The 24716-nt window shown below is 61.8% G+C and carries 21 protein-coding genes and 1 pseudogene; 6 read left to right on the forward strand and 16 right to left on the reverse strand.

What is annotated here, in order from left to right; genetic code table 11:
• Nucleotides 1–133: 133 nt before the first annotated feature.
• The 8 genes from F8N43_RS26310 to cpaB are packed head-to-tail and all read right to left on the reverse strand — an operon-like array spanning nt 134 to nt 7638.
• Nucleotides 134–409 carry a DUF3613 domain-containing protein gene (locus F8N43_RS26310; RefSeq protein WP_150634539.1) on the reverse strand — a complete coding sequence of 92 codons (276 nt, stop codon included), beginning with the start codon at nt 407–409 and terminating at the stop codon, nt 134–136.
• Nucleotides 410–418: 9 nt separating this feature from the next.
• A complete protein-coding gene (locus F8N43_RS26315) occupies nt 419–1132 on the reverse strand; it encodes a tetratricopeptide repeat protein (RefSeq protein ID WP_150639601.1) in 714 nt (237 codons plus the stop codon).
• Between the two features lie 10 nt (nt 1133–1142).
• On the reverse strand, nt 1143–2033 hold the full coding sequence (locus F8N43_RS26320; protein ID WP_150634541.1) for a type II secretion system F family protein: 891 nt from the start codon (nt 2031–2033) through the stop codon (nt 1143–1145).
• Nucleotides 2030–2914 (reverse strand): type II secretion system F family protein, encoded by an 885-nt coding sequence (locus F8N43_RS26325; protein ID WP_150634542.1) that lies wholly within the window; start codon nt 2912–2914, stop codon nt 2030–2032. Before F8N43_RS26325 ends, F8N43_RS26320 begins: the two co-directional genes overlap by 4 nt.
• A 10-nt stretch (nt 2915–2924) precedes the next feature.
• Nucleotides 2925–4205, reverse strand: a complete 1281-nt coding sequence (locus tag F8N43_RS26330) for a CpaF family protein (RefSeq protein ID WP_150634543.1) — start codon at nt 4203–4205, stop codon at nt 2925–2927.
• Complete coding sequence (locus F8N43_RS26335) at nt 4202–5398, reverse strand: AAA family ATPase (RefSeq protein ID WP_150654571.1); 1197 nt, start codon at nt 5396–5398, stop codon at nt 4202–4204. Before F8N43_RS26335 ends, F8N43_RS26330 begins: the two co-directional genes overlap by 4 nt.
• Entirely contained in the window at nt 5395–6666 is a 1272-nt protein-coding gene (locus F8N43_RS26340) for a type II and III secretion system protein family protein (RefSeq protein WP_150634545.1), read from the reverse strand. Before F8N43_RS26340 ends, F8N43_RS26335 begins: the two co-directional genes overlap by 4 nt.
• 21 nt (nt 6667–6687) lie before the next feature.
• The gene (gene cpaB, locus F8N43_RS26345; protein WP_150639600.1) at nt 6688–7638 is read right to left on the reverse strand and encodes a Flp pilus assembly protein CpaB; all 951 of its coding nucleotides are present in this window, start codon (nt 7636–7638) and stop codon (nt 6688–6690) included.
• Nucleotides 7639–7954: 316 nt separating this feature from the next.
• On the opposite strand from cpaB, the gene F8N43_RS26350 reads away from it, so the two are divergent.
• Both F8N43_RS26350 and F8N43_RS26355 read left to right on the forward strand, forming a co-directional pair.
• Entirely contained in the window at nt 7955–8164 is a 210-nt protein-coding gene (locus F8N43_RS26350; protein ID WP_150654572.1) for a Flp family type IVb pilin, read from the forward strand.
• 54 nt (nt 8165–8218) lie between these two features.
• Nucleotides 8219–8632 carry a response regulator gene (locus F8N43_RS26355; protein ID WP_150634548.1) on the forward strand — a complete coding sequence of 138 codons (414 nt, stop codon included), beginning with the start codon at nt 8219–8221 and terminating at the stop codon, nt 8630–8632.
• Between the two features lie 124 nt (nt 8633–8756).
• On the opposite strand, the gene F8N43_RS26360 is transcribed toward F8N43_RS26355, so the two are convergent.
• The 4 genes from F8N43_RS26360 to F8N43_RS26375 all read right to left on the reverse strand — a co-directional run bounded on the left by F8N43_RS26360 (nt 8757) and on the right by F8N43_RS26375 (nt 14638).
• The gene (locus F8N43_RS26360) at nt 8757–10424 is read right to left on the reverse strand and encodes a ShlB/FhaC/HecB family hemolysin secretion/activation protein (RefSeq protein ID WP_150654573.1); all 1668 of its coding nucleotides are present in this window, start codon (nt 10422–10424) and stop codon (nt 8757–8759) included.
• 137 nt (nt 10425–10561) lie between these two features.
• On the reverse strand, nt 10562–11998 hold the full coding sequence (locus tag F8N43_RS26365; protein ID WP_150654574.1) for a collagen-like triple helix repeat-containing protein: 1437 nt from the start codon (nt 11996–11998) through the stop codon (nt 10562–10564).
• A gap of 430 nt (nt 11999–12428) precedes the next feature.
• A complete protein-coding gene (locus tag F8N43_RS26370) occupies nt 12429–13283 on the reverse strand; it encodes a MaoC family dehydratase (protein ID WP_150639595.1) in 855 nt (284 codons plus the stop codon).
• 2 nt (nt 13284–13285) lie between these two features.
• Entirely contained in the window at nt 13286–14638 is a 1353-nt protein-coding gene (locus F8N43_RS26375) for a 3-oxoacyl-ACP reductase (RefSeq protein WP_150654575.1), read from the reverse strand.
• A 172-nt stretch (nt 14639–14810) separates the two neighbouring features.
• On the opposite strand from F8N43_RS26375, the gene F8N43_RS26380 reads away from it, so the two are divergent.
• Together F8N43_RS26380 and F8N43_RS26385 are read left to right on the forward strand one after the other, a co-directional pair.
• Nucleotides 14811–16088 (forward strand): acetyl-CoA C-acetyltransferase, encoded by a 1278-nt coding sequence (locus F8N43_RS26380; RefSeq protein WP_150639593.1) that lies wholly within the window; start codon nt 14811–14813, stop codon nt 16086–16088.
• Nucleotides 16089–16266: 178 nt separating this feature from the next.
• A complete protein-coding gene (locus F8N43_RS26385) occupies nt 16267–17058 on the forward strand; it encodes an AraC family transcriptional regulator (protein WP_150634127.1) in 792 nt (263 codons plus the stop codon).
• A 92-nt stretch (nt 17059–17150) separates the two neighbouring features.
• On the opposite strand, the gene F8N43_RS30045 is transcribed toward F8N43_RS26385, so the two are convergent.
• Together F8N43_RS30045 and F8N43_RS30050 are read right to left on the reverse strand one after the other, a co-directional pair.
• The gene (locus tag F8N43_RS30045; protein ID WP_412072603.1) at nt 17151–17918 is read right to left on the reverse strand and encodes a methyl-accepting chemotaxis protein; all 768 of its coding nucleotides are present in this window, start codon (nt 17916–17918) and stop codon (nt 17151–17153) included.
• 90 nt (nt 17919–18008) lie between these two features.
• A pseudogene (locus F8N43_RS30050) lies at nt 18009–19097 on the reverse strand (cache domain-containing protein); the annotation flags it as partial.
• 445 nt (nt 19098–19542) lie between these two features.
• Between F8N43_RS30050 and F8N43_RS26395 the strand changes: the two are divergent.
• Complete coding sequence (locus F8N43_RS26395; protein WP_150634125.1) at nt 19543–20436, forward strand: PA4780 family RIO1-like protein kinase; 894 nt, start codon at nt 19543–19545, stop codon at nt 20434–20436.
• A gap of 231 nt (nt 20437–20667) precedes the next feature.
• Nucleotides 20668–21885, forward strand: a complete 1218-nt coding sequence (locus tag F8N43_RS26400; protein WP_150639591.1) for an MFS transporter — start codon at nt 20668–20670, stop codon at nt 21883–21885.
• Here F8N43_RS26400 and cueR read toward each other — a convergent pair.
• The gene (gene cueR, locus F8N43_RS26405) at nt 21839–22252 is read right to left on the reverse strand and encodes a Cu(I)-responsive transcriptional regulator (RefSeq protein WP_150654576.1); all 414 of its coding nucleotides are present in this window, start codon (nt 22250–22252) and stop codon (nt 21839–21841) included. The genes F8N43_RS26400 and cueR overlap by 47 nt on opposite strands.
• Nucleotides 22249–24642, reverse strand: a complete 2394-nt coding sequence (locus F8N43_RS26410) for a heavy metal translocating P-type ATPase (RefSeq protein WP_150654577.1) — start codon at nt 24640–24642, stop codon at nt 22249–22251. Before F8N43_RS26410 ends, cueR begins: the two co-directional genes overlap by 4 nt.
• Nucleotides 24643–24716 lie beyond the last annotated feature (74 nt).

Genomic DNA, 24716 nt, shown 5'->3' on the forward strand with positions numbered 1-24716 from the left:
TGTGCGTCCGCTCAATGATTGGGCTTGTCAGCGAAGGCATCCAGAATCCCCAACCTTTCGCTGGCAAGCTGTTGCCTGCATGATGCGGGACCTGCGCATCCATCGCGCCACTTAGGCTCGTTAAGGGGGGCTGTTATCCCCCCGATCCACTGTCAACCTTCCCGCCCTCATCCTGATCGAAAAACTGCGGGATCTCATGCTCATAACTCTTCAGCCAGCGCTGCATGCTCAACTCGCGTTCCGTCGCGGTTGAGGTTTGCTGTTGGGGGGACGCTGCCTTGTTGCTTCTCTGCAATTGCAGCCAGCCTTCGGTTTCCTGTTGTTGCGGCGACGCCGGGCCAGCGTCGATTGCGTGCGCAGCGATAGGCAGGGTCAGCAGGCCGAGGCAGCAGATCAGTGTCGTTTTCATGACGTCTCCCTATTGAAGGCTCGGGGCCGCGACGGCGGCGACCTGGTTGGCATTGGCCGGGACTGCTTTGCCCGGGGCCTTGAGTTTTTCCGCGCGGGCCTGGGCTTCGGTGACTTGGGCAGGGCTCAGGCCAAGGCGGCTGACCAGTTCGGCGGCGCGGCTCCAATCGTCCTGGTAGATCAGCAACGTCACCAGATTCAACGCCGCCAGTTGATCGCTTTGTTTGAGTTCCATCGCCGTCAGAAACTCGAAGCGCGCATCTTCGACGCGCAATTGATTGAGGTACACCACGCCGAGGTCGTTGCGGATTTTTTCATCGGTGGGTGCCAGCCGTGCTGCGCGTTGCAAGTGGGTTTGAGCCTGGCTGTTATCGCCCTTCGCGGCGGCGAGTTGGCCCAGGCCGTGTTCGGCTTCGGCCGTGAGGCAACTGCCGAGCAGGCTGCGGTACAACGGCTCGGCTTCGCTGCGGCCCAACAATCGGTAGACCCTGGCCTTGCGCAGGCGCACGTCGGCGAGGTTGTCGGGCAGGCTTTGCAGGTTGGCCAGGCTGGCGTGCAGTTTGCCATCGTTGGCCATGTCGTCGGCCAGGTTCATTGATAGCTGCTCATCGGAACTCAGCTTGCCGCAATGGGGGGTGTTGGTCAGGGCGTTCCAGGGCGTCTGGCCGTTGCTCGCACAACCGCTCAGCAGCAGCAGACTCAAACCGGCAATCATTGCTTTCATCAGGTTCCCTCTAGGAAGCAAAGGCCCGGGCCAGGGCGGTAAAGCCGGGGCCGGCCAGTACGATCAACAACGCCGGGAAGAGAAACAGCATCATCACGACGGACATCTTGGCGGACATCTTGGATATGTATTCCTGCAAGCGCGTCAGGCGCCGGTCATCGAGCAACTGTTTGAGGGCCAGCAGGGATTTCATCGCGCCGCCGCCCTGGTGAATCAACTGCTGAAGGATCACGCAGGTGTCGGTGAACTCATCCACCGCCAGCAACCGGGTGGCCTTGTTCAGTTCTTCGCCCAGCTCCAGGCCGGAATCGACACGGGCCAGCACCAGGCGCAGTTCATGGGTCAGCGCCGGCAGCAATTGTTTGCCTTCGTTGCTCAGGACGCGCAGCGACTGCTCCACGGCCATGCCCGATTCGAACAGGATGCGCAGCAGCGGGATGAAGGTGGAGATCTCCATGGCCAGTTGTTTTTGTCGACGTTTGGCGGCCGCGGCCAGCAGGCGTTTGGGCAGCAGGTAGCCGATGCCGGTGGCGAAGGCCGGGGCGATCCAGTGGTTTTCCACAGGCGCGAAGAACAGGCTTTGGACCAGCACGCTCAAGGCCAGCGCGAGTACCGGCACGCCCACCTGGAACGCCGCGAACAATGAGCGTCGCCGGGTACTGCGCCAACCCAGACGGTTGAGCAGGATCCGGGTTTCATTGTCCAGATTGACCGAGCGCTGGCCGATGCGGCTGCTGCCCAAGGCTTGCAGCCAATGCTCGACGCGGTCGGCGTTCGGCGATTTGCCATCCAGCCGTTGCGCCACCTGTCGGACCTGCCGCTGCTGCTTCAGCAATCCACTGATGAGCAGGATCCCGGCGGCCAAAAACAGCAGCGCGCTGATCAGCAAGGGGATCTTCATACGCTGCGCAACATGCGCCAGAGCGCAAGGCTGCCCACCAGCTGCAGGCCGAACGCCGTTGCGAGCATGATTCGCCCGGAATCGTCGTGCCACATGGCGAGCAAATAGTGAGGATTGGCCATCAGGAAATAGCCGGCCAGGCCAATAGGCAAACAGCCCAGTACCCACGCCGTGACGCGGGTTTCACCGGTCATGGCGCTGAGCTGGCGCGCAGCCTGTTCGCGTTCGCGGATCATTTTTATCAGGTTCTCCAGCAGCTCGCTGGCGTTGCCGCCGTAGCGATGGTTGACCTTCAAGCCGAGGGCAAACAAATGCAGTTCGTCTTTTTCATACAACCTGGCGAGGTCGGAAGCGGCGTCCGGCAAACTGACCCCCAATTGCACGTTGCGTTGCACCCGGCCCATGGCCTGTTTCAATGGATGTTCCGCAGTCTCGATGGCGCCCAGCACCGCATCCGCCAACGTTCGCCCGGACTTCAGGCTGCGCACCGCGTGATCGAGTAGCTGCGGCAGTTGTTCGATCATGCGTTTGAGCCGGCGCTGATAACGCCAACTGACATACAACCGCACCGCCAAGGGCGGCACCAGCAACAGCAGCAGGGCGCCGATCCAGCTGCCGACGGCAAAACCGAGCAGGATGCCAAACACCCAGAGTGTCAGCCACAGGCCGATGCGCTCGGTGGGGCGGCCGAGGCCTGCGCGTAAAAACGCCCGTTCCAGGCCGGTCCACGAGGATTTCTCGACCACTCGCTGCGGCTGCTCGTGGGCCAGTCGATCAAGGACCCGATCGGTCCCGGACTGGCGAATACCGCGATAGAACAAGCGCACCGACAACCCGAACAAACCCAGGCAGACGAGGATGAGCAGCAGCGGTTTGAGCATGCCGGGGCCTTCAATACGCGGAGGGAGAAAGCGCCGACTCGCGGCGCAGTTTGTCGCCAGCGGGGTTGACCGCCTCGCGCAGGAAACCGAACCCGCCGCGCCGGTCGAGACGGAACAGGGTGTTGGTGACGTAGACGTCGTCGCGGATGCCGATCACCTCCACCACTTCGCTGACACAGCGGCGGCCATCGGGCATGCGCGTCAACTGAATCACCACGTCCAGCGCCGCGCAGATCATTTGCCGCAGGGTCCGTTCGGCGATGGTGCGGCCGGTCAGGCCGACCAGCGTTTCCAGGCGCAACAGCGCATCCTGGGCGTTGTTGGCGTGCACGGTGCTCATGGAACCGTCGTGGCCGGTATTCATCGCGGTGAGCACATCGACCACTTCGACGCCGCGAATCTCGCCGAGGATGATCCGGTCGGGACGCATCCGCAGGGCGTTGCGGATCAGGTCGCTGGCCTTCACTTCGCCGTGGCCCTCGGCATTCGGCGGCCGGGTTTCGAGGCGCACGACGTGCGGGTGGCCGAGTTGCAGTTCGGCCACGTCCTCGATGGTGACAAGCCGTTCGTGCGGGCTGATCAACTGGCTGAGGATGTTCAGCAACGTGGTTTTGCCGGTGCCGGTGCCACCGCTGATCAGGATGTTGCAGCGTTTGCCCACGGCCTCCTGAATGAACTCCAGGATCGCCTGATCGATGGTTTGCATCGCCATCAGGTCGGTGCTTTTGAGCATGTCTTTGCGGAATTTTCGAATCGACAGGCACGGGCCGTCGAGGGCGATCGGGGGAATGATCGCGTTGACCCGGCTGCCATCCGGCAAGCGCGCATCGACCATCGGCGATGACTCGTCCAAGCGTCGGCCGAGGGGGGCGAGGATCCGCTGCATCACGCGTTCGACGTGATGCGCGTCGATAAAACGCAGGTCGCTCTGATGCAGGACGCCGTCGCGTTCGACGAACACCCGATGCGGCCCGTTGACCAGGATTTCGCTGACCGCCGGATCGCGCAGCAGCACTTCCAACGGTCCGAAACCGGTGAGCTCATCGACGATTTCTTCGGCCAGACGCTCCATCTCATAGCGGGAAATCGCCAGGTGCAAACGGGCGATGTACTCGGCTACTTTGTCGATGACGAACTGCGACAACACTTGCCGCGAGCCTTCCAGCAGGTTTTTTCCCGACTCTTCAATGGCGTCGATGATGTAGCGGTGCAGCACCAGTTTGAGGCCTTCGTGGTCCGTGTTGCCAGTGGTGGTGCGCACCGGAGCGCCGAACAGTTTTTCGCCGTTCATGGCGTGCCCCTCAAGCGGGTGAACCAGCCCGCCTTGGGTTTCGTCAGGCCTTCGGAGCGCCTGGCCAGGCATTCGCCGAGGTTCCGCAGGCTTTGGGTCAGGCCTTCGCGGGGGGCCAGTTCAAACAGGGTGACGCCCTGGTTTTTGGCATTGAGGCGTACTTCCGGGCTGTAGGCGAGCGTTGCGATGACTTCCATGCCGAAGCTTTTACCCAGGGTTTCCGAGTCCGGCGCGACGTTGCGCAGGTAGCGGTCCACCAGCAGTCGGGCGTGATCGAGCTTCATGCCTTTTTCGCGCCAGAGGGTGAGCAGGGCCAGATTACGGCGGCAGTCGATCACGTTCTGGTCGGTGTACCAGATCAACTTGTCGCAATGGCTGACAAAGGTGCGCAAGGCTTCACTGTCGGACTGGCCGGTGAGGTTCACCACGATGTGCTGGAAGTGTTGGCGCAAGGCGCTGAGCAACATGTACAACTCGGCGGCGCTGGTGTGGTCCAGGGGCTCATCGTTATTGGCATAGGCGAGGATTCGCAGCCCGGCATCACAGCTGGTGAACGCGCTGTCGATCAGCGTCGCATCGAGGCGCCGCAAATGCCGCAGGGCATCGCCGAAGTGAAACGAGCTTTCCAGGCCGAGCAGTGCCAGGCTGTCGCCGCGTGGCAGGCCAAGGTCGAGCAACAGCGTTTGCTGCCCACTCTTCTGCACCACTTGCGCCATGTGGGTGGCAAGCAGTGCCCCGTCGGCGTTGCTCTGCACGCCGTAGAGCACGGTCAACCCGCCCAGTTGTGTATTCGGCGCCACCGACGGCATGCGTTTGCTCAGCCGGCGCACCAGGCCGGCGACCTCACTGGAGCGCGAGCCATACGCGACGAAATCCCGGGCCCCGGCGCGCATCGCATTGAGTACCAGCTGATTGTCCATGCCGTCGCCCAGCGCGACGATCGCGAGCATCGGTTTGGCTTCCAGCGCACCTTCGATCAATGCGCTCTGGGCCACCACGTGTTCACGATCGAGGCCGACGAATACCAGGGTGGCGAAGGTCACGTCCACCAGCGCCAGCAACTCGTCGAGGCTGCCGCCACCGGCGCTGACCACCTGGCCCAATGGCGCGAGGGCGCCTTGCAGCCACTCAAGGTCGGTGCTGTTGCGTGTAATCGCGAGGAAGGTCTGACTCAGGCTTGGACTCTGGCTCATTGCGATAACCCGCTGCGTTTGTCGAAGTTGCCGTTTTCGAGGAAGTACAGGCGATACCAGTTCGGGTCGTAGTTGCGCAGTTTTTCCCCGGGCAACGAGGGCAACTGTGCGTTGGCGGCCAGCGGTTGCACCAGGTGCGGCGTGACAATCATCAGCAGTTCGCGTTCTTCGCGCTTGAGCTGAGAGTTGCGGAAGAACGCACCGAGAATCGGAATATCGCCCAGCCCGGGAAACTTGCTGACTTCGGACGCGTTGTGCGTGCTGATCAAACCGCTGATGACGAAACTCTCGCCGTCGGCCAGCGAGATGCTGGTGTCGGTGCGGCGAATGGTGAACGCCGGCACGGTGGTGCCGCCGATGGTCACGCCGTTGTTGTAATCCAGTTCGCTGACTTCCGGTGCCACTTTGAGGGCGATGCGGTCGTGGCTGACCACGGTCGGCGTGAGCGTCAGGCGGATACCGAACTCCTTGTATTCGATGGAGTAGCTGTTGCTGTTGGCGCTGGGCACGGGGATCGGGATTTCACCACCCGCGAGGAAACTCGCACTCTGTCCGCTGAGGGCCACCAGGCTTGGTCGCGCCAGGGTGTAGGCGAAGCCGCTGCCTTCCAGGGCGTTGACGATACCGAGGAATTTGCTGCTGCCACCGCCCCAGACAATGTTGAAGCTGTCGTTGAGCAAGGGAATGCTCGGCGCCGCGATACGTGGATCGATATTGAACAGCGGCACGACGCCCGGCGTGACGCCGGTGTTGGGTACCGTGCCAGGGGCGCCGAAGAGAAAGTTGTTCGAGGCCTTGCCGAAAATCGAGGTGCCGGCCTCTTTCAGTTTGGTCCGGCTGACTTCGACAAAGCGGATATCGGTCTGCACTTGCGACGGCAGCAACGGGTTATCGGACGGCAGTTGCGTGGCAGTGGTCATGGCCGCCGTGGCCCGCCCCTGAACGAACACCATGCTCTGGCGCGGTGCGCTGGCGCAGGCTGTCCAGACCATCAGGCTGGTGGCGCCGGGCGCCATACCAGTGAGCAAAAAGGCTTGGTTGCCATTGACACGCACGTCGGCGATTTTCGGATCGCCCACGGCCACTCGCGTGATCGCCACCGGGGCCTGCACCTCCTTTTGCAGCCCTTCTCCGACTTCCAGCACTGCCGGCAATGCCGCGAGTGCGGCGCAATTTCCAACGGCGGCGAACGTCGCCGTCAGCGGCAGTCCGCTTAACAAAGTGACCCATAGCAGGCCTTGAAACATGGGCATGGAACGTCTGCGCATTTAGATGCGTCCTTGCACGATTCAGGGAGTTTGTTGCGTGATTTCGTTGCCGCGAATGACTTCCACACTCGACTTGCGCGGTGCTGCGACGATGCTGCTGGTGGTGATGGGCTTGGGCGCGGGCGTCATGGCCAATTGGTTGAACTGGATCAGCTCGCGGTTGGTGTCGGCGAGGTTGGCCGAAGCATCGCTTTCGCCAGCCCAGTAACGGGCCAGGCGTTTCTCCTCGGCGCTGCGTACCGCCAGGCGCAACACCCCGGCCTGAGCCGCAAGCATCAGACGACTCAAGAGTGCTTCGGGAACGGCGAGCACCACCGTCCGCGCGCTGACGCGCGACTGTTCCTGCTTGAGCTTTTCTTCGCTGCTGTGCGCCGGGCTGGCGGGTTGGCCGTCGTTGGTCAGCCCCAACTGCTCGCCGACCGCGAGTACGCGCAGGGCCGGGACCACCAATTGAGCCGATGGCTGCGGGTTGTTGCTGTCCAGACGCAAAAACAGCAGCACATCTACATAATCCCCCGGCGTCAGTTGCCCTCCAGCATTGATAACTTCATCGACGGCCACGGCGAGGGCGCGCTCATCGGGGCGAATCATTCGCGCCAGTTTGCTGCCGGCCTCGAAGCTTTCGTCATTGAGCCAGGTGCCGGCGGCCAGGGCGCGCCAGGTCGTCTTTCCGATGGCTTGATCGATCCGGCTCAGGCTGCCGGCGGGGACGATGGCGAGTTTTTCCACGGCCACGTCGGCTGCGGTGATTTGCTCGAACGGCGCGAGGTCCCGCAGCAGTACTACCACCGGATGACGGGTGGGATCCTCGACGGAAGCAGGTGCCTGTGGGGTGGGATCGGACGAACCCCTGTCAACTTGCGCGACAGGTTCGGCAGTGGGTTGACGGCTTAGCGTCAGGCCCCAGTAACCGGCAATCAAGGCGCCCACCAGCAGCACGCCGGCCAGGCCCAGGGTGACACGACTGTTCATAACGGCTCTCCCTTTCCTGCTGCTCAAACAACCTCGTCTTTTCCAACGAGACAACTTCTCAAACAGGCAGCTATGAACTTGAACTATTTCGCTATTTGACGGTAGCGCAGCTAGAGCGAAACGCCATTACTGCTTTGAAAATAACTGGCGAAGGGCGCAAAGCATGCGGTTTTTTTAACGTCAACGAAAGGGCTAGTACTTTAGTGATAATTCGTTTTTACAGTTGTTGGCAGGGGGAATGCCGACAATGCTGATGCTGGCATAGGGGAATCATGTTGCGACAGCGCAACACCCGCCGCCATCAAGGAGAAATGTCATGTCCTTCACCAAGCTCGCTCAGAAGATCAAATCCGAAATCGCTTTTTACAAAGGTTTGGCAAAAGACACTGAGGGGGCTTCAGGTATCGAGTACGCGATTGTTGCGGCGATGGTGGCTGTAGTCATTGCGGGGCTCAGTGCGGGAATGGGCACGACGATCACGACTATCTTTGGAAAAATCACCACGGCATTGGGTGGCACTCCGTAAGTTGCCGCAATTAAAAAATCCAACGTTAGCGATAGTTCATTCCAGGTGTTGCCTATGAACGCGCCCGCTGTTGCGCGCCAACAACTTCTGCTGGTCGATGACGAGGAAGATGCGTTGCTTGAACTGGCAGAGTTGCTGGAGGGCGAGGGTTTTGATTGCCTCACCGCCACGTCGGTCAAGCTCGCGCTGCACCACCTGACTCGTCACCCCGATATCGCGTTGGTCATCACTGATCTGCGGATGCCGGAGGAGAGCGGCATGTCGTTGATCAAGCGGTTGCGCGAGCACACGTCGCGTCAGCATTTGCCGGTGATTGTGACGTCGGGGCATGCGGACATGGAGGACGTCAGTGACATGTTGCGCTTGCAGGTGCTCGACCTGTATCGCAAGCCGATTTATCACGTGCGGTTGCTGGAGACGTTGAACACTCTGTTTCCGCAACCACGGCTGAATCTGGCGAGTCCTTAGCAATCCCCCCAACACCATCGGACCCTGTCGGCGCTGCGGAGTGACGCTTCGACTTGCCAGCGATGACGTCCTGAAGTCCCAATCGCTCAGCCTTTGCGGTTTCTGCAGGGGCGGGGTGCCCGGCCTACAACTGATAACTGAAACTGATGCTGTACCTCGGCTTGCGATTGAACGTATCCAGCGCCTCATCCGACATCGGCTTGGCCGCTTCAAGCGCGATGTTGTAGTACTTCGCGTCGCCAAATCGCAATCCGACCGCCGCCGAGGACAGGTTGTTGCCCTTGATCGGCAACTCGTTGAACCAGGTCCTGGCGCGATCCATCACCACATAAGGTTGCAGCACCCTGACCCAATTGCCGTCGCGGTTGAAGCTGTAGTTCAGCTCATACGCCACGCCCCAACCCTTGTCGCCCGAGGCCTGGTCATCGGGGTAGCCGCGGCCGAAGTTCTGTCCGCCGAAAACCGCGCGTTCACTTTCGGGCAAGGTGTCGTCGCTCCAGTACAGCGCGGCCGAAATCACTCCCTGCCAGTTGTCGAAAAACTTGTCGCTCTGCACCCCTGAGAACCGCAAGCGAAAGAAGTCCAGGTCTAGCTCAGGGTTGTTGGTTTTTGCTCCCATGCCGTCGATGCCCTGATACAGCCCGCCGCTGAGAATGCGCAGTTGTTTTTCATCGGCCTTGCGCCAGTCGCTTTCGAAGGCGAGGGCGCGAATGTCGGTGCGTTCCTCAAGGGTCAGCGGGAAGCCGACGACCTGATAACGCGTCTTGTCGTTGACCGCGTACAACCGCGCACCAGCGCCGAGCAGCTCGTTGGGCGAAGCAATGAACGGGTGACTGAAGCCAATGGAGTAGCGATCGTTTTCCCGGTGCGGTTTGAGTTCGATGCCGTTGTCCAGTTGCACGTTGGTGCCCGGGTCGGCGCGGTAACGCGAGGCGGACAAGGCCAGCTGCGTGCCTTCTGCGTTGAGGAACTGGTTGTAGTCCAGGCGGTAGTAATGCTCATCGTCGTCCCCGGGTGGAAACAGTCCGCTGAGGCTCAGTTGTTCACCCATGGCCGTCTGCGAGTTGCTGCTCGCGCCGAGCAAGGCCTGGGTGCCGTTGCGGTTGTCCTCGGTCGCACTCAGTGAGCTGGTAAACGGCTTGCGACTGGCCTGGGCAACGAGGTAAGCCGCGCCGTCGGTGGTGCCCGGCGGCGGCACTTGTGCCTGCAAGGTCACGCCGGGAATGCGGCTCATCAGCGTGGTGTAGCGCTCGAAAGTCTTGCGCGTCAGGGGGCGCTCGGTTTGCAGTTTGGCCACCAGTTTGTCGAGCAGACCCTTGACCCGCCCGACGTCGCCCTGCAACCGGTAATCCTTGATGTAACCCTCCACCAGCACCACGCGCACCACGCCATTGTCGAACGACTGTTGAGGCAGAAACGCGTAGGACAGTAGATACCCGTCCTGTTGATAGCGACGCGTGATGCTGCGGGTGGCTTCGATCAGATCGGCGAGGCTGGTTTCGTGGCCGAGCAACGGCTGGAAGAGCGTTGCCAGTTCGCCGAGCGGGTAAATCGTCCCGCCTTCGATCTGCACGGTTTTGAGGGTGACTTTGGTACCCATCATCAACGGTTGGCCCTGGGTCGCTCCGGGCTCCGGCACTTGCAGCGGCGCAGCGGTCGGGCGGTAGGCGTCGGCGGGGAGGTTCGGGACAGGGAGGTTGCGAATGGTTTCGTTGCTGTTGAGAAAACTCGGAAGGGTGTCTGCAAAGGTACAGGTACTGACGGTGAGCAACAGCAAAGACGCAACGCGCATAGGACACTCCCTGTTCAATTCGCTACATCATTTGGATCTTCGTGTTCCAAAGAAAGGGCGGAAGACTCATGCGAATCTTCCGCCTCCAACCAAGCGTAGGCGCTGTAGGTAAGGCCGTCGAATCGGCCAGGTGCAATTCAGCGTTTGTTGCCGCCCAGGCCACCGAGGAGTCCGCCCAGACCACCGCCGGTCCCGCCATTGGCCAACCCGCCAACGCCGGTGACGGTATTGCCCAAGGAGGTGACAGTGTTACCCAGTGCCGCAGTGACCGGGTTGGCATTGCTGGCGACAATCGCGCCGCCGAGGTTGGCGACCGCGCCGCCGGCCTGGCCGGTCAGACCCGCGATCGGACTGCCGAGGCCGGTGGCGGCGCCGACGTTTTGGGTGAGGCCGGTGACGGCGCTGGTCACCGGGTTGAGCGCTGTGCCGATGTTGCCACCGACGCTGGCCAGTGCGGCGGTGGGGCCGAGATTGGCGACACCGCTGCCGCCCAGGCCGCCGCCTACAGTGGCGACCAGATTGCCGCCGGCAACAGCGTTTTTGCCAGCCGTGCCGACCACCCCGTTACTGGCGCCCAGGCCCTGGCCGAGATTGACCACCGCGCCGCCGACGGTTTCCAGCAGGCCGTTGCCACCCAGACCACCGCCGCTGCCGGTGCCTGAATCCTTGCCGTTGGACACCAGGCCACCAGCCTTGCCAACCGCGGTGCCGGTGTCGCTCAGGGCGTTGCCGAGGGTGTCGGTCACTGGATTGCCATTGCCGGCATCGGCGACGTTGTCACCCACGCCATCGACGGTATCGCCGACTTTCTTGATCACGCCTTTGAGCGGATCGCCCAGGCCGGTGGCGTCGCCCACTTTGTCCGTGGTGTTCTCGACCAGGGCAATCACCGGCACCAGTTTGCTTCCGACTTCCTTGGTCACCGAACCCAAAGGACCTGTGGTGGTTGCGGTGCTCAAGGTGTCGCCGAGCATGGTGACTCTCTCGCCGACGCCATCGAGCACTGGCGCGACTTTGGTGACCACGCCGCCCACCAGCGGGACGCTGCTGGTCGCGGTGGCGAGCTTGCCGCTGACATCGGAGACACCGTTGCCGACATCCTGTACCACGCCGCCCACCGAGGCGGCCGTGACGCCAAGGCCATTCGGGTCGGTGGCCAGTTTGCCAATGCCGTTGCCCAAGCCGTCACCCAGTGTGGTGACCACATTGCCGGCGGTGTTGGCGACGCTTTGAACCACGCCACCCACCACGGGAACTGAACTCAGGGAATTGCCGAGCTGCCCGACGCCATCGCCGAGGCCGCTGACGGTTGTGCCGACATCCTGTACCAGTGTGGTGGTCACCAGCGGCGAGACAGTCGGCGTGGTCGGGCCACCACCGCCTGTACCTCCACCGGTGCCGCCGCCCGTACCGCCACCACTTGCGCCACCGGCGCCCGTCGTGTTCGTGCTGTCAGGGGACGAGCCGTCGGAGCTGCTGTGATGACCACCGCCGCCGCTGCTGCATCCGGTCAGGCCGAGAGAGAGGACAAGCGCCAATGCTGTTGCCGAATTACACCAAACGTGAGTGTTCATGAGTGAGATTCCTTGCACCTGTAACAACGTCGTTGTTTTCGATAGCTCGCCGGTTCTGTCGTCGGCAATGCCTTCGTCCGTTGTCCACATAACAATCGCAAAGGCTCTGAATCACCATTCTCCAGTTGGTATTAACCCCTTATATACGGGCGTGCGGGTGCCGCCTAAGGACTAATACCTTGGGAGAAGTGTCAAAGAAAAATCCGTTTTAAATCAATGGGGCAGTTTTAGGGGGGAGGGTTGGAGGCAGCAGAAAAACTTAAGTTATATATACACAATTAACCAGGTATCCATCCCGAGTCACTGACCCGACGCGATCCTGTGGGAGCTGGCTTGCCAGCGATGGCGGCCTGAAAATCAACGCACATCCGAAGGTCTCATCGCTGGCAAGCCAGCGCCTGCAGGTTATGTGTGGGGTTCGAATCTGCTGTCAGGCAACCGGTCGCCATTGCCCGACCATGTGCTCCAGCTCCGCCGCGCCTACCAATTGGAAATCGCCGCTGGCCCCCGCTGTGCTGGCGAGCAGAGTCACCTCGCTGGGCAGGCGTACCGGCTTGCGAAACTGCACGGCAATCTCGACGTTGGCGATCGGTAAGTGATCGCTCAGCGCCGCGAGTGTCCGCGCCTTGTTCCACAACCCATGGGCAATGGCTGTCGGGAAACCGAACAGTTTGGCGCTCATTGCACTCAGGTGAATCGGGTTGTAGTCCCCGGACACTTTGGCGTATTGCCGGCCAATGTCTGCCGGCGCTTTCCAGCGGGTGACTTCAGTCAGCGACAACGTCGAAGTCAGCACATCCTCGACCGGCTCGCCTTCCAGTTTGACCCCGCGACAGAGCATCCGGCTTTGCGCTTCCCACAACGGCCCGAGCTGATCATCGAGCGTGGTCAGCAGGTCGAACGTCGCCCCCTTGGCATGGGGTTGCAGGTTCTGCACCTGCACGCTGACCCGCGCACGGTTGACGCCGCCCATGGGCCGCAGGACGCGAATGCGGTTGCTCAGATGAATCAACCCCAGCAGCGGGAAGGGGAAATCCTTGGCAGTCAGCCGTTGCATCTGCAACGCAAACGCCAGGATGTGGGGATACGTCGGCGGCAACAAACCATTGTCGGCAAACCCGCAGACGTTGCGATAAGCCGCCAGGCGTTTCGGATCGACATCGACCCAGCAACGCAAACCCGAATCGGGCAGCGTCGTGCCGGTGATCTTGCGGCGCGTCGCGGCCTGCACGTACAACCCTGGCAGGCTCGGTTCGCGGTTGAGTGTGTGCCAATCAGTGATCATCGCTAAGCCCCCAAAACACTTTGTCCACAGACCCGCAGCGCTTGTCCGGTGAACGCGCCTGTGCCCGGTTGTGCCAGCCAGGCCACCGCTTCGGCAACGTCTTGCGGCAGGCCGCCCTGGCCCAGCGAACTCATGCGTCGGCCGGCTTCACGCAGGCCGAACGGAATGTGCGCAGTCATTTGCGTCTCGATGAACCCCGGCGCCACCGCGTTGATGCTGATGCCGCGCGCGTTGAGCAGCGGCGCCCAGGCCTGGGCCAGACCGATCAAACCCGCCTTGCTCGCCGCGTAATTGGTTTGTCCTCGATTGCCGGCGATGCCGCTGATGGACGCCAGCAAAATAACCCGGCCGTTGTCGCGCAAGGTGCCACTGTCGAGCAATGCCTTGGTCAACACTTGCGGGGCATTGAGGTTGACCGCGAGCACCGCGTCCCAGAATTCCGGGGTCATGTTGGCCAGGGTTTTATCGCGGGTGATACCGGCGTTGTGCACCACGATGTCGACGCCGTCAGGTAACTGTTCGATCAACTGCGTGGCGGCATCTTCGGCGCAGATGTCCAGGGTGATGCTGCGTCCGCCGAGGCGTGCGGCGAGGGCGTCGAGATCGGTTTTCGCCGCAGGCACGTCGAGCAGGATCACTTCGGCGCCGTCACGGGCCAGGGTTTCGGCAATCGATGCACCGATGCCGCGCGCGGCGCCGGTGACCAGCGCCTTGCGCCCCGACAACGGACGCGTCCAGTCCGTCACCGGCGTGGCGCAGGGGGTCAGACCAATCACTTGCCCGGAGACGAACGCACTTTTTGGCGAAAGGAAAAACCGCAGCGGGCCTTCCAGTTGATCCTCGGCACCTTCGCCGACGTGAATCAGTTGCAAGGTGCCGCCACTGCGCAGTTCCTTGGCCAGCGAACGACTGAAACCTTCCAGGGCACGCTGAGCGCTGGCCGCAAACGGATCGCTCAACGTCTGCGGCGCGCGCCCGAGCATGACCAGGTGCGCAGAGTCGTCGAGGTTTTTCATCAGTGGCTGGAAGAACTCGCGCAGCTGTTTGAGCTGGTCGGTGTGCACCAGATGACTGGCGTCGAACACCACTGCCTTTAGCTTCGGGCCGTGACCGGGAATCCACGCGGTGGCGATCGAAGGCTCGCTGCCGTAGCTGTAAATCGCATCGGTCAGGCGGTTGGCGAAAGCGCTGACGTTCTGTGCCAGCGGCCCGCCGCCGATCAACAGCGCCCCTTCGACAGGACGCAGTCGGCCCGCCTGCCAGCGTTCCAGCCGAACCGGCGCCGGCAGACCCAAGGCCCCGACCAGACGATGGCCGATGGATGAATTGACGAAGTCGATATAGCGGTCAGACATGGAACGCGCTCCAGCAGCTGGGGTTCAAAGTGTGGACCACGAATGGCAATCAGTCGTTCGATCCACGAGATAAGGCCTACGCTTGGACATTGCAGATTGGTTTTATCCCGGGATTTTGTGGCGATCCCTGTAGGGGTTTAGCGCACATTTGGATTTTCATCAGGAGCTTTTCATGACTCAGCTGCGTCGCGTCGCGATCATCGGCGGTAACCGGATTCCCTTCGCCCGCTCCAACGGGCCGTACGCCACCGCGAGTAACCAGGCGATGCTCACCGCCGCACTCGAAGGCCTGATCGAGCGTTTCAACCTGCACGGTTTGCGCATGGGCGAAGTGGCGGCGGGCGCAGTGCTCAAGCATTCCCGGGACTTCAACCTGACCCGCGAATGCGTGCTTGGCTCACGGCTGTCGCCGACCACGCCGGCCTATGACATTCAGCAAGCGTGCGGCACCGGTCTGGAAGCGGCGTTGCTGGTAGCCAATAAAATCGCTCTGGGCCAGATTGAGTGCGGCATTGCCGGTGGCGTCGACACCACGTCCGACGCGCCGATCGGCATCAACGAAGGGCTGCGCAAAATCCTCCTGCAGGCCAACCGTGCCAAGACCACTGGCGACAAACTGAAAACCTTTTTGCAACTGCGGCCTGGGCATCTCATTCCGGAGTTTCCGCGCAACGGCGAGCCGCGCACTGGACTGTCGATGGGCGATCATTGCGAGTTGATGGCGCAGACCTGGAGCATTCCGCGCGCCGAGCAGGATCAACTGGCGCTGGAAAGTCATCAGAAAATGGCAGCGTCGTATACCGAAGGCTGGCACAACGACCTGATGACGCCGTTTCTCGGTCTGACCCGCGACAACAACCTGCGCCCGGACCTGACCCTGGAAAAACTCGCCTCGCTCAAACCCGCCTTCGAGAAAAGCGCCAAAGGCACGCTGACCGCCGGTAACTCGACGCCGCTCACCGACGGCGCGTCGCTGGTGCTGCTGGGCAGTGAAGAATGGGCGAAGGAGCGCGGCTTGCCGATCCTCGCGTATTTGCGCGATGGCGAGGCGGCGGCGGTGGATTTTGTCAACGGTGCCGAAGGGCTGTTGATGGCGCCGGTGTACGCGGTGCCGCGTTTGCTGGCGCGCAATGGCCTGACCTTGCAGGACTTCGATTACTACGAAATCCACGAAGCCTTCGCCGCGCAAGTGCTCTGCACCTTGAAGGCCTGGGAAGATCCGGAGTACTGCAAAACCCGCTTGGGCCGGGACGCGCCACTCGGCTCCATCGACCGCAGCCGGCTCAACGTCAAAGGCAGTTCGCTGGCGGCGGGGCATCCGTTTGCCGCCACTGGCGGACGTATTGTGGCGAGCCTGGCGAAGTTGCTCGACGCTGCAGGCAAGGGGCGAGGGCTGATCTCGATTTGTGCGGCGGGTGGGCAAGGCGTCACCGCAATCGTTGAGCGTTGAATCAAGACCTGTGGGAGCGAGCCTGCTCGCGATGGCTGCGGCACATTCAACATTAATGTCGTCTGACAGTCCGCCATCGCGAGCAGGCTCGCTCCCACAGGGGATCAGCGGTGTTGAATGCGGGAGTGGCTTGGCCTAACGTCGACTCTTTAGCAACCTTGCGACACAAGGCTCATCAATGCCGACTAACGGACAACTCTCCCTCGAACGGACAATTCCCGCACTGACCGTGCTGCCGCGCCCACTGTATGCGCGGGCGGAAAGCCTGAATGCCGGTTCGTGGACGCCGTCTCACCGCCACGACTGGGTGCAGTTTTCCTACGCGATCAGCGGCGTTCTCGGTGTGCACACTGCCGAGGGCAGTTTCTTTGCGCCGCCGCAGTGGGGGATCTGGATTCCGGCGGATGTCGAGCATCAAGTCGTGACCTCGATGCGCGCCGAGATGCGCAGCCTTTATGTGCGTCGTGAGGATTGCCAATGGGCGGACGACCGGTGTCGGGTGCTGGAGGTGACGCCGCTGGCCCGGGAGTTGATCAAGAGTTTTTGCCTGCTGCCCGTGGAATATCCACAGGGCGACAGCCCGCAAGCGCGGCTGGTGAGTGTGTTGCTGGACCAGTTGGCGAATCTGCCCGAAGTCGGTTTCTCGCTGCCGTTGCCGCGCCATGAGCGCTTGCTGGGCCTGTGCAACGAGCTGATCGAAAGTCCGGAGCGCAACGTGACCTTGCAGGAGTGGGCGCAGCGACTGGGCACGTCGGAGAAAACCCTGATGCGCTTGTTCCAGCGTGAAACCGGGCTGAGTTTTCGCAGCTGGCGGCAACGGATGCGGCTACTGTCATCGTTGAGTTTGCTGGAGGAGGGGGACAGCGTGACGAATGCCGCGTTGTCGTGTGGATATGACTCGACGTCGGCGTTTATTGCGGCATTCAAAGGGTTGTTCGGGTTTACGCCGGGAGAATTGTTTCGGCAGTGACGGCCTCATCGCGGGCAAGCCCGCTCCCACAAGGACAGCGCAAAACTCTGTGGGAGCGGGCTTGCCCGCGATTGACGCGACGCGATGCTGGATCAGGTTTTGAAACGGCGAACCAATCCGTCCAGCTCATTCGACAACCCGGCCAGGCTCTGCGAATCAAGCCGCGCCGAGTTCGCCAGTTCGGCCACCAACTGTGCATCGCCATGAATCTGGCTGATGTGCCGGTTAATGTCTTCGGCCACCTGATGCTGCTGTTCCGCGGCAGTGGCGATCTGGGTGTTCATGTCGCGGATCACGTCCACCGATTCACGAATCAGCCCGAAGCTGCTGCGCGCCTCGCCGATGCGGGTCACCGACTGTTGCGACACTTCCAGGCTTGCATGCATCTGCTGAGTGACCTGGCTGGTGCGCTTGGCAAGATTACCGAGCAGGCCGTCGATTTCCGCCGTGGAGTCGGCCGTGCGTTTGGCCAGTGCCCGCACTTCGTCCGCCACCACCGCAAAACCGCGACCTTGTTCACCGGCCCGCGCCGCCTCGATAGCGGCGTTCAGCGCCAGCAGGTTGGTCTGTTCGGCGATTGAACGGATAGTCCCGAGAATCGATTGGATGTCATTGCTGTCGCGCTCAAGTTGTTGCATCGACTGCGCCGATTGTTCGATTTCCTGGCTCAGGCGATCAACGCTGGTCACGGCTGCATCAATCTGTTGCTGACCTTCGCGCGCCTGGCGCTGGCCACTGTCGGCCGACTCAGCCGCCTGGCTGCACGAGCGTGCGACTTCGTTGGCGGTGGCGACCATTTCGTGGAACGCGGTGGACACCATGTCCACGGCTTCACGCTGACGTCCGGCCGCTTCGGCCATGTCGCTGGAGACCTGGGTCGAGCTCTTGGAGGTGGCGAGGATTTTGGTCGCGGCGCCGCCGATGCTTTGAATCAGGTTGCGAATCGCGGTCAGGAACTGGTTGAACCAGTTGGCCAGTTGCGCGGTTTCGTCGCTGCCACGGATTTGCAGGTTTTTGGTCAGGTCGCCTTCACCCTGGGCGATACCTTCCAGGCCATCGGCCACGCTGCGGATCGGACGCACGATGACGCTGGCGAAACTGGCGCCGACGATGGCGAAGACCACGGCCAGCACGGCGGCGATGATTGCGATCAACCAGGTCAGTTGGGTCGCGGTGCTCATCACATCGCTTTGCTTGATCAGGCCGATGAAGGTCCAGCCCAGTTGCTCGGACGGCCAGACGTTGGCCATGTAGCGCTCGCCATTGAGTTCGACTTCGACCAGGCCTTTGCCGGCCTTGGCCAGTTGCGCATAACCCTCGCCGAGGCTGCCCAGGGCCTTGAAGTTGTTTTCCGGTTGTTTCGGATCGACCAGGACGGTGCCGGAGTTTTCCAGCAACATCAGGTAGCCGGTTTCGCCGAGCTTGATCTGTTTGACCAGTTCGGTGAGTTGTTTGAGCGAAACGTCGATGCTGACCACGCCGCCGTTGGTGCCCAGCTTGTTGTCGATGGTGCGTACGGTGCTGACGTAGGACGTATCATTTTCGGCCCAGTAATAGGCCTCGGTGCGGAACGGCTTGCCCGGTTTGGCCTGGGCCGCCTTGTACCACGGACGCTGGCGCGGGTCGTAGTTGGCCAGCTTGGCATCGTCCGGCCACGACACGTAACCGCCGGCCGCTGTGCCGAGGATCGCGTAGGCGTAGGACGGATGGGCGTTGCCCAGGTCTTGCAGGAAGCCGAAGACTTTTTTGTCCATCTCGCCTTGGGGAATGCTGGCGGCGTTGGCATTCATGTAGGTCTTGAGGCTGTCGTCGGAGTTTGTGATCAGCGGTTGCTTGGCCAGGTATTCGACGTTCTGGCTGATGCCGTCGAAGAACAGTTGCATGGCGTTGCTGACCTGACGGATCTCGCGACCGCTGTTGTCGACGAATTCGTCCTTGGCATCACTGCGCAAGTTCAGCACAACGAGGGTGGCAACCAGTACCACGGGCAAGCAGGCAATGATTGCAAACGCCCACGTCAACTTCTGTTTGATGTTCATCCGCGCTCCAGATTTTCTTGTAGGCCCACGCAGTGCAGATGACTCGCGGAATTATTGGCAGCCGTAAACGTACTTTTTGAACCCGATCCCTTGGGCGCGTCATCGTTTTTTGTCGGAACGATCGTCGGACAATTCACTTTGTTACTGATGACTTCGGCTGCTGAAGGCGGAAATTTAGGGCTATTGAAAAAAATCCTGCGGTGGATAGAGATCGGTATGTCGGATTCTGTCGTAAATCCCCTCGCATCCCTTCTCCAACAAGTGCTGCCGGCTCGGCTATGATCCTTGTCGGTCGATGGGCATCGGCGGGTTTGCCGGTTTTTTTCGGCACATTGTGTGCATCCGCTACGTTCATAGGTCGGCAACCCCTCCCCCGAATGAGTGGATTGCCGTATAACGAATGACTTTCGCGTGTTTGGTAATAAAGGACCCACAATAAAAGCTGATGAAGACTCCAAAACGCATTGAACCCCTGATCGAGGACGGTCTGGTCGACGAGGTGCTGCGCCCACTCATGAGTGGTAAAGAAGCAGCTGTTTATGTGGTGCGCTGTGGCAACGAGTTACGTTGCGCGAAGGTCTACAAGGAGGCGAATAAACGCAGTTTCCGTCAGGCGGCCGAGTATCAGGAAGGCCGCAAGGTACGCAACAGCCGTCAGGCTCGGGCGATGGCCAAGGGCTCCAAGTTCGGCAAGAAAGAAACCGAGGACGCCTGGCAGAACGCCGAAGTGGCGGCGCTGTTCCGTCTGGCCGGCGCGGGTGTGCGGGTTCCTAAGCCTTACGACTTCCTTGAAGGCGTGCTGTTGATGGAGCTGGTCGCCGACGAGTACGGCGATGCCGCGCCGCGTCTGAACGACGTGGTGCTGGAGCCGGACCAGGCACGCGAATATCACGCGTTCCTGATCTCGCAGATCGTGCTGATGTTGTGTACCGGTCTGGTGCACGGTGACCTGTCCGAGTTCAACGTCCTGTTGACGCCGACCGGCCCGGTCATCATCGACTTGCCGCAAGCGGTCGACGCGGCGGGCAACAACCACGCGTTCAGCATGCTGGAGCGTGACGTGGGCAACATGGCCTCCTACTTCGGGCGGTTTGCCCCGGAGTTGAAAAAGACCAAGTACGCCAAGGAAATGTGGGCGTTGTACGAAGCCGGCACCTTGCACCCGGCCAGTATCTTGACCGGCGAGTTCGATGAGCCGGAAGAGTTGGCCGACGTTGGCGGGGTCATACGCGAAATCGAGGCGGCACGCCTGGATGAAGAACGCAAACAAGCGGTCCGCGCGGCAGATGATGCGCCGCCCGGCAAAACCGAAGAACCGCCTCCACCCTGGATGCAGTGATCGGTTGAAAAGAAACCCGGCTTCGGCCGGGTTTTTTATGGGGGCACTGTTTTGAAACCGCGTCGCCTGCATCGCGGGCAAGCCACGCTCCCACAGGTCATGTGTCGTCCATTGAATGAGCGGCTGACACTCAACTTGTGGGAGCGTGCGGTGCGGCGATCCGACTTGCCCGCGATGGCGTCAGGCCAGACAATCCACAACGGCCATACACCCCACACTCAAGGATTGAATGTGAACACCTCCACCCGCAACGCCCAGTTGATCATCGCCGCCCGTTTGGTCTCGGACTTCGGCGCGTTCCTCAACATGGTCGCCCTGGCCACCTACGTTTACCTGCTCAGCAACAGCGCCATGAGCGTCGGCATCTTCCTCGCCAGTCGCGTGGGTGGCGGGATTGTCGCCAGTCTGATCGGCACGAGGTTTTATCGCCGCTGGGCCGGGCGTCTGCCATTGATCGCTTTCGACCTGCTGCGCGCCGGGCTGCTGGGACTGCTGCTGGTGCTGCCCGTCAGCCAACAAGCGCTTTTTCTGCCGGTGATCGCTTTTGGCCTGGGCTTGGGCAATTCAATGTTCGCCATCGGCCTCAACAGCCAGTTGCCGCACTTGATAGATGGCGAGCACTTGCTCAAGACCAACGCCTGGATCACCTCCGCGTCGTCGGCGGCGATGGTCGGCGGAAGTCTGGTGGCCGGTCTGTTGGTGGCGGCGTTTGGCTTTGAAACGGTCTTCGCGCTGAACGTGGTCACTTATCTGCTGGCCGCGTTGTTCATCCTGCCGCTGCGGTTTGCCGGATCGCCTCCCGGTGCGCAGCCCGATGATGGACGAGGCGAATGGTCAGCCCTGCGCCAGGGGCTGCGCACTGCGCCGGTGGTGGCGGCCATGCTCGCGGTCACCATGGCCGACACCTTGGGCAGCGCCGCGCACAACGTCGGCTTGCCGATTGTTTCAAAGCTGCTGACTCCGGAATCGGCGAGCACCACCCTGGGCCTGATGCTGGCGGTATGGGCCGTTGGCAAGCTCATCGGCGCGCGGATCGCCAGCCGCTTGAAAGGCTCGGGCAACGTCAACCTGGAGCGGCGGTTTTTCTTCGGTGTGTTGCTGATGTCCTGCGGCTTCATCCTGATGTTTCAGCAACAGACCCTCTACGGTTTGTTGCTGTTCTCGCTGCCAGCAGGGTTGGGCGACGGTTTCTCTGAGGTCGGTCTGATGTCACGTCTGCAGCGTGAACCGGACCATCTGCGCCTGCCGATTTTCAGCTTCCTGACCTTGCTGCAAATGACTGGCTTCGGCATCGGTATGCTGATCGCCGCGCCGTTCTATTCATGGTGGACGCCCGGCGCCGTGGTGCTGTTGTTCCACGGCATTCCTCTCACCACGTTGCTGGTGGTGAAGGTGCTCGCGATCAGGGGCGAGCGGGTACGGCGCAGCAACCCGACTCAAGATTTTTGAGGATCGGGCAGTCCGGACGGTGATCGCCGTGGCAGTGCTCGACCAGGTCCTGCAGGGTGTCGCGCAACTGACCGAGTTCGAGGATTTTCTGGTTGAGCTCGTCGATGTGCTGACGAGCCAAAGCCTTCACGTCAGCACTGGCGCGCTGACGGTCCTGCCAGAGGGTCAGCAGCTTGCCGACCTCTTCCAGGGAGAACCCCAAGTCCCGCGAACGCTTGATAAAGGCCAGCGTGTGCAAGTCGTCAGCGCCGTAAACCCGGTAACCGCTGTCGGTACGATGGGCCGCCTTGAGCAAACCGATGGACTCGTAATAACGGATCATCTTCGCGCTCAGTCCACTTTGGCGGGCTGCTTGGCCGATGTTCATCGGTTGTCCTCCAGATCCTTGGGTTTCCAGGTTTTCAACAGTAGCGCATTGCTCACCACGCTGACGCTCGACAATGCCATCGCCGCGCCGGCCAGCACCGGGTTGAGGAAACCGAACGCGGCCAACGGAATGCCGATCAGGTTATAGACGAAGGCCCAGAACAGGTTCTGACGAATCTTCGCGTAGGTCTTGCGGCTGATCTCCAGCGCCGCCGGCACCAGACGTGGATCGCCGCGCATCAGGGTGATGCCCGCCGCGTGCATGGCGACGTCGGTGCCGCCGCCCATGGCAATGCCGATGTCGGCGGCGGCCAGGGCCGGGGCGTCGTTGATGCCGTCACCGACCATCGCCACCACGCCGGTTTTTTTCAATTCGGCGACGGTGGCGGCTTTGTCGGCCGGCAGCACTTCGGCGTGCACGTCGGTGATGCCTAATGCCTCGGCGACCACTTTGGCGCTGCCGCGATTATCGCCGGTCAGCAAGTGGCTGCTGATGTGGCGGGCGCTGAGTTGTTGCACCGCTTGCAGCGCACCGGGTTTGAGCGTGTCACCGAAGGCGAACAGACCCAACACGGTCGGTTCGGGGCTTTGCTCGATCAGCCAGGACAGGGTCCGGCCTTCGGTTTCCCATGCGGTTGCCGCGTCGGCCAATGGGCCCGCGCTCAACCCGCTTTCTTCCAGCAAACGACGATTGCCCAGCGCCAGGCGCCGACCGTCGAGGTTGCCGGCAATGCCGCGCCCGGTCAGGGATTGGCTGTCGCTGACATCGGCCACGGTCAATCCGCGTTCGGCACAGGCATCCAGAACGGCCTTGGCCAAGGGGTGTTCACTGCCGCGTTGCAGGGCGCCGGCCATTTGCAGCAGGGCGGCTTCGTCACCGTCGATGGCGTTCAGATGAGCGATGCGCGGTGCGCCCGAAGTCAGCGTGCCGGTCTTGTCGAAGACCACCGCGCTGACTTCATGGGCACGTTCCAGTGCTTCGGCGTCCTTGATCAAAATCCCGTGGCGCGCAGCCACACCGGTGCCGGCCATGATCGCCGTTGGCGTGGCCAGCCCGAGGGCGCAAGGGCAGGCGATCACCAATACCGCGACGGCATTGATCAGCGCGGTTTCCATCGGCGCGCCGTACAGCCACCAACCGATCAGGGTCGCCAGTGCAATCAGCAGCACCGTCGGCACAAACACCTGGCTGACTTTATCCACCAGTTTCTGAATCGGTGCTTTCGCCGCTTGCGCGTCTTCGACCAGACGGATGATGCGTGCGAGCACGGTTTCTGCCCCCAATGCCTGGGTGCGAACCAACAGGCGACCTTCACCGTTGATGGCGCCGCCGGTGACTTTGTCGCCGGGTTGTTTCGGCACCGGCAGGCTTTCGCCGCTGATCAGCGCTTCGTCGGCGTGGCTCTGGCCTTCGACCACTTCGCCGTCCACCGGAAAGCGTTCACCGGGTTTCACCAGCACCAGATCATTCAGGCGCAAGGCGCTGATGGCCACGTCCTGCTCGCGACCGTCGATGACTTGAATCGCCCGCTCCGGGCGCAAGGCTTCGAGGGCGCGAATGGCGCTGGCGGTCTGGCGTTTGGCGCGGCTTTCGAGGTATTTGCCCAGCAGCACCAGGGCGATCACGACCGCAGAGGCTTCGAAGTACAGGTGCGGCATACGCCCGGCGGCGGTGGCCCATTCGTAGAGGCTCAAGCCATAGCCGGCGCTGGTGCCGAGGGCGACCAGCAAGTCCATGTTGCCGGCGCCGGCGCGCAGCGCTTTCCAGGCGGCCACATAAAAGCGTGCGCCGAAGATGAATTGCACCGGCGTTGCCAACGCAAATTGCACCCACGCCGGGAGCATCCAGTGCACGCCGAACGGTTGTAGCAGCATCGGCAATACCAGCGGCAAGGCGAGGGCGATCGCCATGATCAACACCCAGCGTTCGCGGTGCAGGCGCTGTTGTTGAGTGTCGGTTGTCGGGTGTTCGACTTCCCAGACGCTGGCGTGGTAGCCAGCCTTGGTCACTGCGCTGATCAGGGTTTGCGGATCGATCTGCCCGAGCAGTTCGAGGTGGGCGCGTTCGTTGGCCAGGTTGACGCTGACGCTTTTGACGCCGGGCACTTTGGCCAGCGCTCGCTCGACCCGACCGACGCAGGACGCACAGGTCATGCCGTCGATGCTCAATTCCAGACTCTGCTGCGGCACGCTGTAACCGGCCTGCTGCACCGCGTCGATCAACGCCGGCAAGCGGTCGCTGGGCGCTTGAACCCGCGCCTGCTCGGTGGCCAGGTTGACGCTGACGGCGCTGGTGCCGATGACTTTGCTCAAGGCACGCTCGACGCGCCCGGCGCAACTGGCGCAGGTCATGCCGGCAATCGGCAAATCAAACGTGGTGGATTCGGACATCGGTCGCACTCCCTGTAGTAGATGCCTACAGGATCAACCTTGCCATGCTGGCAAGGTCAAGCGCCATGATTCAG

The sequence above is a fragment of the Pseudomonas fluorescens genome (assembly GCF_902498065.1).
Classification (GTDB): domain Bacteria; phylum Pseudomonadota; class Gammaproteobacteria; order Pseudomonadales; family Pseudomonadaceae; genus Aquipseudomonas; species Aquipseudomonas fluorescens_BJ.

Excerpts from the sequence above, each read along its gene's own strand:
- F8N43_RS26375 (WP_150654575.1), bottom strand. The coding sequence starts at position 14,638 with ATGTCTGACCGCTATATCGACTTCGTCAATTCATCCATCGGCCATCGT.
- F8N43_RS26325 (WP_150634542.1), bottom strand. The coding sequence starts at position 2,914 with ATGCTCAAACCGCTGCTGCTCATCCTCGTCTGCCTGGGTTTGTTCGGG.
- F8N43_RS26330 (WP_150634543.1), bottom strand. The coding sequence starts at position 4,205 with ATGAACGGCGAAAAACTGTTCGGCGCTCCGGTGCGCACCACCACTGGC.
- cueR (WP_150654576.1), bottom strand. The coding sequence starts at position 22,252 with ATGAACATCGGCCAAGCAGCCCGCCAAAGTGGACTGAGCGCGAAGATG.
- F8N43_RS26350 (WP_150654572.1), top strand. The coding sequence starts at position 7,955 with ATGTCCTTCACCAAGCTCGCTCAGAAGATCAAATCCGAAATCGCTTTT.
- F8N43_RS26380 (WP_150639593.1), top strand. The coding sequence starts at position 14,811 with ATGACTCAGCTGCGTCGCGTCGCGATCATCGGCGGTAACCGGATTCCC.
- F8N43_RS26360 (WP_150654573.1), bottom strand. The coding sequence starts at position 10,424 with ATGCGCGTTGCGTCTTTGCTGTTGCTCACCGTCAGTACCTGTACCTTT.
- F8N43_RS30045 (WP_412072603.1), bottom strand. The coding sequence starts at position 17,918 with ATGGCCGAAGCGGCCGGACGTCAGCGTGAAGCCGTGGACATGGTGTCC.
- F8N43_RS26320 (WP_150634541.1), bottom strand. The coding sequence starts at position 2,033 with ATGAAGATCCCCTTGCTGATCAGCGCGCTGCTGTTTTTGGCCGCCGGG.
- F8N43_RS26395 (WP_150634125.1), top strand. The coding sequence starts at position 19,543 with ATGAAGACTCCAAAACGCATTGAACCCCTGATCGAGGACGGTCTGGTC.
- cpaB (WP_150639600.1), bottom strand. The coding sequence starts at position 7,638 with ATGAACAGTCGTGTCACCCTGGGCCTGGCCGGCGTGCTGCTGGTGGGC.
- F8N43_RS26365 (WP_150654574.1), bottom strand. The coding sequence starts at position 11,998 with ATGAACACTCACGTTTGGTGTAATTCGGCAACAGCATTGGCGCTTGTC.
- F8N43_RS26310 (WP_150634539.1), bottom strand. The coding sequence starts at position 409 with ATGAAAACGACACTGATCTGCTGCCTCGGCCTGCTGACCCTGCCTATC.
- F8N43_RS26370 (WP_150639595.1), bottom strand. The coding sequence starts at position 13,283 with ATGATCACTGATTGGCACACACTCAACCGCGAACCGAGCCTGCCAGGG.
- F8N43_RS26410 (WP_150654577.1), bottom strand. The coding sequence starts at position 24,642 with ATGTCCGAATCCACCACGTTTGATTTGCCGATTGCCGGCATGACCTGC.
- F8N43_RS26340 (WP_150634545.1), bottom strand. The coding sequence starts at position 6,666 with ATGCGCAGACGTTCCATGCCCATGTTTCAAGGCCTGCTATGGGTCACT.
- F8N43_RS26355 (WP_150634548.1), top strand. The coding sequence starts at position 8,219 with ATGAACGCGCCCGCTGTTGCGCGCCAACAACTTCTGCTGGTCGATGAC.
- F8N43_RS26335 (WP_150654571.1), bottom strand. The coding sequence starts at position 5,398 with ATGAGCCAGAGTCCAAGCCTGAGTCAGACCTTCCTCGCGATTACACGC.
- F8N43_RS26315 (WP_150639601.1), bottom strand. The coding sequence starts at position 1,132 with ATGAAAGCAATGATTGCCGGTTTGAGTCTGCTGCTGCTGAGCGGTTGT.
- F8N43_RS26385 (WP_150634127.1), top strand. The coding sequence starts at position 16,267 with ATGCCGACTAACGGACAACTCTCCCTCGAACGGACAATTCCCGCACTG.